This is a genomic window from Kineococcus glutinatus (assembly GCF_039542765.1).
GTDB classification, from domain to species: domain Bacteria; phylum Actinomycetota; class Actinomycetes; order Actinomycetales; family Kineococcaceae; genus Kineococcus_A; species Kineococcus_A glutinatus.
This window is the reverse complement of sequence record NZ_BAABIL010000368.1, coordinates 1-8,092: the sequence shown is the minus strand read 5'-3', so window position 1 is coordinate 8,092 and position 8,092 is coordinate 1. Positions and strand designations below refer to the sequence as shown.

Here is an 8,092-nt window from a genome sequence, read left to right as displayed (position 1 = left end):
GGTCGCGGGGGTTCCGTGGCTGCGGGGGCAGGCGCTGGGCACGGCGGCGGTGGGGGTGCTGCTGGGCACGGCGGTGTCGCTGCTGCTCGCCGCGGCCGCGCTGGTGCGCTGGCGCGCGGCCGGGCGGCTGGCGGCGGTGGAGACCCTGCACCGCGCCGTGCTGGTCTCGCTGCTGCTGACCCAGGTGTTCCTCTTCGCCACCGCCCCGGTGTGGGCCACCGCGGGGTTGCTGGCCGACCTGGTGCTGCTGGGCCTGCTGGCCGCCGACCGGCAGCGGTTGCGCCGCGCGCCGCACGACGACGGGGTGCACCTGGCATGATCGGCCCCGTCGCGGCGTGGCGTCGCGGCGTGGGTCCGGCGACGAGCTCCACCGACGGGGAGGACGCGCGTGAACTGGCGCTTGCAGGGCTCGAAGGTCCTCGTGGTGGACCTCGACGGGCGCACGGTGCGGGCCGCGACCGGCTCGATGGTCGCCTACGAGGGCGACGTCAGCTTCAAGAGCGCGGGCGTGGGCGGCGGTGGGGGGCTGCGCGCCGCGCTGAAGCAGCGGGTCACCGGTGAGGCCCTCAGCCTGATGGAGGTCCGCGGCAGCGGCACCGTCCACCTCGCGGTGAAGGCGATGGACGTGGTGCTGCTGGAGCTGTCCGGGGAGGAGCTGCGCGCGGAGTCCGAGCAGCTGCTGGCGCTGTCGGACGGGTTGCGCACCGACGTCGTCTTCGCCGGCCTGCACGGGGCCTCCAGCGGGCAGGGGCTGTTCACCACGAAGGTGACCGGTTCGGGGCCGGTGGCGCTGCTGTCGGCCGGCGGCCCGCCGATCCCGCTGCAGGTGAGCCCGCGGTTCCCGCTGGTGGTGGACCCGCAGGCGTTCATCGCCAGCCGCGGGCAGCTGCAGCAGTCGTTCGTCACCGACGTCTCCTGGCGCAACCTGGTGGGCGAGAGCTCCGGGGAGGCGTTCTCGCTGCGCTTCGAGGGCAGCGGCGTCGTCTACGTGCAACCGGAGGAGCGGGGCTGATGGGGTTCGCGAAGGTCACCGGGAAGGTCGTCTCCGCCCAGGTCCGCCCCGGTCAGGAGGTCCTGGGCCGCCGGGGCGCGATGCTCGCCTACACCGGCCAGGTGCGTTTCTCCCCCGTCTCCTCCGGGCCGGGCGGCGGCGGCTACGGCGGCGGGATCGCCGCGGCGCTGGGGCGGGCGATGGCCGGGGAGGCGGTGGCGATGATGGTCGCCGAGGGCAGCGGGCAGGTGCACTACGGCCACCACGGGCACCACGTCACGATCATCGACCTCGACGGCAGCCAGCAGCTGTCGGTGGAGGCCGACCGGCTGCTGGCCCACGACGCGGGCCTGTCCTCCTCGGTGGTGTTCCTCGGCCAGCAGGGCGGGATCATGGGTGCGGTGCGGGGCGCGGTGAGCGGGCAGGGGCTGTTCACCACCCAGCTGTCCGGCCGCGGCGCCGTCGCGGTGCTCTCCCACGGCGGCACGTTCGCGCTGCCGGTGGGTGGCGGGCGGCAGGTCGTCGTCGACCCGCAGGCCTACGTCGCCTCCCTCGGCGACCTGCGCGTCGACGTCGCCGCCAGCGTCGGCTGGCGCGACGCGGTGGGCCGCGGTTCGGGGGAAGCGGTGCAGCTGAAGGTGTCCGGGAAGGGAACCGTGTACGTGCAGGCATCGGAGGCCAAGCTGTGACCTCGCAGACGTTCGACCCGACGTCGCTGCCCGAGCACGACAACGTCCCCGGCAACGCCTACGCGTACTGCGTGCGGCTGACCCAGCCGCTGTTCATGCAGACCGGCCGGATGATCGCCTACTACCCCGCGGGGGGTGGGCAGATCCGCTTCGAGCCGCTGGTGGCGACGTCGATGCGCGGCATGGTGGCGCAGCGGTTCTCCTCCCCGCTGTACAGCCGGGACTGGGTGGTCGCGACGGGGCAGGGGCACGTGCTGCTGGGCGATCGCGGCTACGACATCAACTCCTACGACCTGGACGACGGCAACCTCACCGTGCGCGCGGCGAACCTGCTGGCGTTCGACGCGTCGCTGGAGCTGAAGGAGTCGATCATCCCGGGGTTCCTCACCCTGCTGGGCACAGGCAAGTTCCTGGCCTCCTCCTCCGGGCCGGTCATCTTCGTGGAGCCGCCGGTGCGGGTGGACCCCGAGGCGCTGGTGGGCTGGGCGGACTGCCCCGCCCCGTCGCTGCACTTCGACGCCGGCTGGATGGGCAACTTCCTCGGCGCGGCCCGCGGCGCGCTGCTGGGCACCCGCTCCGGGGAGGAGCGCCAGTACGACTTCACCGGCGCCGGCACGGTGCTGCTGCAGTCCAGCGAGCGGATGATCGCCGACCCGCACCAGCTGCGCCGGCTGGAGGGCGAGGTGCAGGGCCTGCCGGTGGGTCAGCTGCAGCACCTGCAGCAGGTCATCACCTCCCGCCTGCAGCAGCAACAGCAGTGAACGCGGCCGACGAGGCGGCACCCACCGCCACGCCCGGCGAGCACCTGGTGGCGCTCGGCGAGCTGGCCGTCGGCGCCTGCCTCCTGCACGACACCCTCGCGCAGGTCGCGAGGGAACTCGGCGTCGAGGAGCCCTCGGACGTCACCCACCGGGCGCTGTCGGCGCGCATCGACGACGCGGTGTCGCACCGGGGAACCCCGCCGTGGTCGGACCCCCGCGCCACGCCGGCGGCCGTGCGGGAGTGGACGACCGCCGCGGTGGCCGCCCTCGACGCCTGCGCGGCGCGCACCCGGGCGGTGGCCACCAGGCCCGCCGCTCCGCTCGACCCGGACGCCGCGCTGCGCGGGGAGCGGGTGCCGCTGCGGCCGGACGACCTGCGCGGCCTGGCCGGCGGGTGTGCCGCGCTGGCGGGGAAGGGCAGGCAGCTGGTCGACGCGCTCGCCCTGACGGTGGCCTCCGGTGGGACCCAGCACGGGTACCACCACAACGCCGCGCTGCTCCACCGCGTCCTCACCGACCCGTCCGGCGACCCGGGGTTCCGGCCCCGCGCCGCGCTGGACGGGTGACGGTGCAGGGCGCCGCGCCGGTCGTCGAGCGGGTGCTGCCGCTGGTGGTGCGCCTGGAGCGCGACGCACCGCCGCAGCGCACCGCCGCGCTGGAGGCCGCCGCCCGCGCGGTGCTGCTCATGGTGTCGACCGGGGAACCGGCGTGGCGGGTGGCCGTCGACGCGTGGGAGGGCGCCCGCATCCGCAAGGTGGTGCGCCGCGCCCGCGGGGCCGAGTGGCGCCGCGCCGCCGCCCTGGAGGGGCTCACCGTCGACCACGACGGCGCGCAGGTGCGGGTCTTCCCCCCGGTGCCGGTGGACGGCTGGCCCCGGGACCTGGCCCGCCTGCAGGTCGGCGGCACCGAGCTGGACGACGCCACCGCACCGCCCCCGCCGCCGGTGGGCGCCGCCCTGGTGCTGATGTCCCCGCACGTGGCGATGAGCGCGGGCAAGGCGATGGCGCAGGCCGGGCACGCCGCCCAGCTCGGCCTGCGCTCGCTGCCCCCCGCCGCGGCGAGCGGCTGGCGCGAGGCGGGTTTCCCCGTGGCGGTGCGCACCGCCACGGCGGCGCGGTGGTCCGCGGCGCTGGCCGCGGGTGCACCGCTGGTGCGCGACGCGGGTTTCACCGAGGTGGCGCCGGGCAGCGCGACGGCGGTGTTCGCCCGCCCCGCGACCGGCTGAGCGGCGGCCGGGGTTTCCCGGCCCGGGGTTTCCCGGGCGGGGTTTTCCGGGGTGTCACGGCGCCGGGTCGCAGCGCACGTCGAACCAGGTGTTGTGGGCGTTGTCGGCCGGATCGGTCTCGACGGCCTCGGCCGACTCGTCCTGGAAGGTGGCGCCGACGAACACGCGGCCGGCCCCGGGGACCGGGCACGTCAGCTCGTAGGTCAGCGTCCACCAGTGGTGGCCCGGCTCGAAGCGCGGCAGGGCCAGACCCGTCGGGTCGGTGGTGGTGAACCCCACCCCGTCGAGGATCCCGTGGACGGACACCGCACCGGCCACCTCGGCCCGGTCGGGCCCGTCGTTGCCGAGCTGGACGTGCACGGGGACCTGCAGGCGTTCCCCGACGCGCAGCGTGAACGGGCCGGGGGTGCCCAGCCACACGTGGGGTGCCAGGTCCACCCGGCGGCACAGCTCGTCCGTGGGCGCGGCGGCGCAGAAGGCGTGCACGACCCCCTCGGTCTTCACGTCCGTCGACGCACCGGTGCGGGTGTCGGTGATCGTGACGACCGCGAGGTCCGGGGAGTACGGCACCCCGTAGCGGGCCTCGTCGTCGCGGGCCTGCTCCGCGCTCGTGGTCAGCGGGTCCGGCGCACGCCAGCGGTCGATCACCGTGCCGTCGCGCCGCAGCGCCGCCACCTCGACGGGACCGCTGTCACCGCGCCGCACGTACACCTTCGTGCGCTCCAGGGACACCGCGTGCGGCTCGGCCGGGTCGGGGGTGTGCCGCACCCGCAGCACGATCGCGCGGCCGGAGGCCAGGTCGGTGCCCGGCACGTCGACCACGTGCCGGACCACGACGTCGCGCGGGCCGTCCACCGCCTGCCCGACGGCGGCGCCCGGGGACGGCACCGCCACCGCCAGCACGGCTGCGCTCAGGGCCAGCGCGGTGAGCGCTGCTCGGTCACGGCGCATCTCAGCACCCTCCCCCTCCGGTGGTGCAACTGGTGAGCAGGTTCGTCCAGCGGCGCCGGTCCAGCGCCTGCAGCGGCCCCTGGTCGACCATGAGGTCGTCGGCGACCCCGGGCAGGCCGGTGTCGGGGTCGGAGGTGAACCAGGTCTGCATGTCGGTCGTGGCGCCGAGCGATCGGCAGGCGGTGGGCGCCCGCCCCACGGCGGGGGCGTCGGCCTGGCAGTCGGCCAGCTCGGCGTAGACGTTGGGCGTCTCGCCGGTGAAGTAGCCGCCGTCGCAGCAGTACTCGTCGGCCAACCCGAACGGCACGTGCCCGGTCTCGTGGATCGAGATGCGGGGGTCGCCGTCGAAGGCGCCGAACAGCCGCAGCGCGCCGCGGGCGCAGTCGCGGTGGGGGTCGTCGTGCAGGATCCAGCCGACCTCGGCGAACCCGTAGCGGTCCCAGTCCTCCGGCGGGGTGATCGTGCAGGGCGGTGGGTTCGGCGTGCCGGGTGGGCTGGGCGGCCAGTCGATGTCGGCGACCGAGCGGCCGATCCACAGGTTGAAGGCGCCCTGGTTGGCGAGGGTGAACTCCTCCCCGTAGTAGCCGCCGAGCAGCGCGGCGGGCAGGTCCCACAGGAAGTCCGGGTCCGCCCAGCCGACGTAGGCGTCGGTGTCGGGCAGGACGACGACGTCGATGCGCCGGTCCCCCGGCCCGGTGTGCACGATCGGCACGGCCAGGTCCGCGGTGGGACCGACGCGCACCGTCCGCGGTGTGGTCGTCGCGGCCTGCTCCCCGCCGGCGTCCTCGGCCTCGCACTCGTAGGAGAACTGCTCCCCGACCGCGGTGAACTGGTGGGTGGTCGTCGCCGTGCCGGTGACGGATGCGACCTGCACCCCCTCGCGCTTGGTGCTCACGCGGTCGGCCACGGCCAGCGGCGCCCCGGCACCGTCCAGCGCGGTCGCCCGGATGGTGACGACGGCACCGGGTACCGGCCAGATCGGGGTGTGCAGGCACTGCACGCGCAACCCGGGGGTCGCCGTCGGCAGCAGCACGTCGACCACGAAGACGATCTCGTCGCCGTCGGCGGAGACGATCTGCCGGCTGCACCCACCGGTCACGGTGCCGGTGAGGGCGCAGGGCCGCAGCGCCACGTCGACCTCCACCGCCTCCGCCCCGCCGGGCACCACGTCGGCGCGGTCGTCACCGCCGTTGAAGGTGTCGTCGTCGTCGAACACGCCGAGCCGGACGTGCACCGATCCCCTCGCGGGGTTCGCGGCGAAGCTCCACTCGGTGTTGGGGTGGACGTGCTCCTGGCCGTCCCAGGTGCGGCTGCGGTGCTCGGCGACCCGGCCGGCCCCGTCGTCGAACCGGGTGACGGTGTAGAAGTCGGCGTCGCTGGTGCTGTCGAGGTCGTCGCCGAGGTCCTCCAGCTCAAGGATCGTGACGCGCACCGTCACGTCCGGCAGCACGGGCGCCGCCCGGGCCGGCAGGCCGCCCACCACCGCGAGCACCAGCGCCACCGGCAGCACCCGCACCACCACACCCGCACCGACCTGCCGCCGACCGCTCACGGGGCCTCCTCCCATCGCCTGCCGGGGGGAGGGCGCAGCGGGGCGGCGTGATAGGCGCCGGCCGATCGCGCGGAAGGCTGTCGCCCGGCGGACGCGGCGTGCCACCATCGAGGGGCGAGCACCCCGGCGGCCGCGAGGAGACGTCATGAACCCGGTGCGGTCCCGCGCTGGTCGTGCGGGAGGAGCGGTCCTGGCCGCCGCCGGCCTGCTGTCGGTGCAGGCCCTCGTCACCGCGCCCGGCGCGACGGCGGCCGTCAGCGGCTCGGTGAGCGTGGCCCTGGCGGGCCGGGTCGTCCACGGCCACGACGTCCGGGCCTCCAGCGCCGCGGCGTGCCCGGCGGGTTCGGAGTACGTCCGGGTGGACTCCGCCAACCCCGCCGGGGTCGTCGACGGCAGCGACACCGCCCGCCTGGACGCCGATCGCACCTGGACCCTGGTGCTGCGCGCGTCCTCGCGCGTGGCGGACCCCGAGAACTCCGGGTTCGCCGCCGGGCGGTGGACGTACCGGGCCTGGTGCGGTCGCGCCGGCTCCGGCGTCCACCTGCACGACTACCCGCCCTTCACCGTGGACTTCACCGCGGGCATCCCGCTGCGGGTGCGCACCAGCGGGCAGACGGCCACCATCGGCGCCGCGCAGGCGTGCCCGAACACCGGTGCGAGCGCCGTCCGCGGCCAGGCCCGCGGTGAGGCCACCACCGCGGGCTGGTCGGGCACCTTCACGGCCGCGGTGGGTCCCGGCGCCTCCTGGCAGTTCACCACGGGCCGGCACAGCGCACCCATCACCTCCGCGACGGCGACGTGCCTGCCCGCGGACCCGGGGGGCCTGGCCTTCAGCTACCTCCCGTGGCGCTCCGCGCCCACCACCGCGGTCGTCGCGATGGGTGATTCGTACTCCTCCGGTGAGGGGACCTCGTCCTTCGACCCGGGCACGAACGGGCCCGTCAACTTCTGCCACCGCAGCAGGTACGCCTGGCCCCGGCTCCTGGACCAGGAGCTGGCGCGCCTGACGCTCACGGCCCACCTGGCGTGCTCGGGCGCCGAGACCGTCCACGTCGACAACCCCCAGGACGCCGGGCAGTACGCCTCGCCCGACGCCGCACCGGACCACGTCTCGCAGCTGCGCAGGCTGCGGGAGGTGATCGCCCGCAGCGGCACGCCGCGCGTCGTGACCCTCGGCATCGGCGGCAACGACGTCGGGTTCCGGGAGCTGCTGGAGGCCTGCGGGGTTCCGGACTGCGTGCGCAACGGCGCGCTGGCGCAGGTCAGGAGCCGCATCGGGTCGGCGGCTTTCCGGGACCAGCTGCGGCGCACCTACGCCGCCGTCCGGGAGGCGGCGCCCGGTGCGCGGGTCGTGGTGGTGGGCTACCCCAACATCTTCCCGCCGAACGGCAAGACCGACCACGGCCTGCTGTGCGCCCCCTTCACCGAGGCGGAGATCCGCGGCCTCGTCGACGTGGCGCGGACCCTGGAGGCGGCGCTGGTGGAGGTCAGCGCGCAGGCGCGGGTGGAGTTCAACTCCACGTTCGGCGTCCTGCGGGACCACGAGCTGTGCAGCGCCAGCCCCTACGTCTACCCCCTCACACCGGTGGGCGGGAACCTGCGCGGCCACCCCACCGCGGCGGGCCAGCGGTTGATGGCCTTCGACGTGCGGGACTACCTCGGCGGTTCGTGAGCGCACGGCACGCGCGGGCGACGGCACGCGCGGGCGGGCACCGCGGGTGCACACTGCTGGCACCCGCTGTCGGGGTCGGCGCGAGGGAGGTGCGCGGTGGTGGTGTGGTGGCTGCTGCTCCTGCTCATCCCGGTCGCGGTGCGCGAGGCGGCGCTGCTGGCCCGGCGCGTCGACGCCTGGGAGGAGCGCGCCGCCGCCGAGGAGCGCCGCGCCGCCGGCCCCCGCGCAGGCATCGCCGCCGCAGCCCCCAC

The 8,092-nt window shown here is 75.8% G+C and carries 8 protein-coding genes and 1 pseudogene; 7 read left to right on the top strand and 2 right to left on the bottom strand.

Translation table 11 applies throughout. The annotated features are described in order from the left end of the window. The 6 genes and pseudogenes from ABEB16_RS13735 to ABEB16_RS13710 all read left to right on the top strand — a co-directional run. Positions 1 to 319: pseudogene (locus ABEB16_RS13735) on the top strand (hypothetical protein); the annotation flags it as partial. 69 nt (positions 320 to 388) lie between these two features. Further along, a complete protein-coding gene (locus ABEB16_RS13730) occupies positions 389 to 1,012 on the top strand; it encodes an AIM24 family protein (RefSeq protein WP_425560197.1) in 624 nt (207 codons plus the stop codon). Continuing rightward, positions 1,012 to 1,680 carry an AIM24 family protein gene (locus ABEB16_RS13725; RefSeq protein WP_345712805.1) on the top strand — a complete coding sequence of 223 codons (669 nt, stop codon included), beginning with the start codon at positions 1,012 to 1,014 and terminating at the stop codon, positions 1,678 to 1,680. The genes ABEB16_RS13730 and ABEB16_RS13725 overlap by 1 nt, the downstream gene beginning before the upstream one ends. After that, positions 1,677 to 2,441 carry an AIM24 family protein gene (locus ABEB16_RS13720; RefSeq protein WP_345712804.1) on the top strand — a complete coding sequence of 255 codons (765 nt, stop codon included), beginning with the start codon at positions 1,677 to 1,679 and terminating at the stop codon, positions 2,439 to 2,441. The genes ABEB16_RS13725 and ABEB16_RS13720 overlap by 4 nt, the downstream gene beginning before the upstream one ends. Beyond that, the gene (locus ABEB16_RS13715; RefSeq protein WP_345712803.1) at positions 2,438 to 3,007 is read left to right on the top strand and encodes a hypothetical protein; all 570 of its coding nucleotides are present in this window, start codon (positions 2,438 to 2,440) and stop codon (positions 3,005 to 3,007) included. The genes ABEB16_RS13720 and ABEB16_RS13715 overlap by 4 nt, the downstream gene beginning before the upstream one ends. After that, complete coding sequence (locus tag ABEB16_RS13710; protein WP_345712802.1) at positions 3,004 to 3,666, top strand: peptidyl-tRNA hydrolase; 663 nt, start codon at positions 3,004 to 3,006, stop codon at positions 3,664 to 3,666. Before ABEB16_RS13715 ends, ABEB16_RS13710 begins: the two co-directional genes overlap by 4 nt. A gap of 54 nt (positions 3,667 to 3,720) precedes the next feature. On the opposite strand, the gene ABEB16_RS13705 is transcribed toward ABEB16_RS13710, so the two are convergent. Together ABEB16_RS13705 and ABEB16_RS13700 are read right to left on the bottom strand one after the other, a co-directional pair. Continuing rightward, entirely contained in the window at positions 3,721 to 4,617 is an 897-nt protein-coding gene (locus ABEB16_RS13705; protein WP_345712801.1) for a hypothetical protein, read from the bottom strand. 1 nt (position 4,618) lies between these two features. Then, positions 4,619 to 6,169, bottom strand: coding sequence for a hypothetical protein (locus tag ABEB16_RS13700; RefSeq protein ID WP_345712800.1), 1,551 nt, complete (start codon positions 6,167 to 6,169; stop codon positions 4,619 to 4,621). A gap of 145 nt (positions 6,170 to 6,314) precedes the next feature. Here ABEB16_RS13700 and ABEB16_RS13695 point away from each other — a divergent pair, with 145 nt between their 5' ends. Further along, entirely contained in the window at positions 6,315 to 7,841 is a 1,527-nt protein-coding gene (locus ABEB16_RS13695; RefSeq protein WP_345712799.1) for an SGNH/GDSL hydrolase family protein, read from the top strand. Positions 7,842 to 8,092 lie beyond the last annotated feature (251 nt).

What these genes read in the sequence shown, in the direction of transcription:
- ABEB16_RS13705 (WP_345712801.1), bottom strand. Translation starts at nt 4,617, where the DNA reads ATGCGCCGTGACCGAGCAGCGCTCACCGCGCTGGCCCTGAGCGCAGCC.
- ABEB16_RS13695 (WP_345712799.1), top strand. Translation starts at nt 6,315, where the DNA reads ATGAACCCGGTGCGGTCCCGCGCTGGTCGTGCGGGAGGAGCGGTCCTG.
- ABEB16_RS13725 (WP_345712805.1), top strand. Translation starts at nt 1,012, where the DNA reads ATGGGGTTCGCGAAGGTCACCGGGAAGGTCGTCTCCGCCCAGGTCCGC.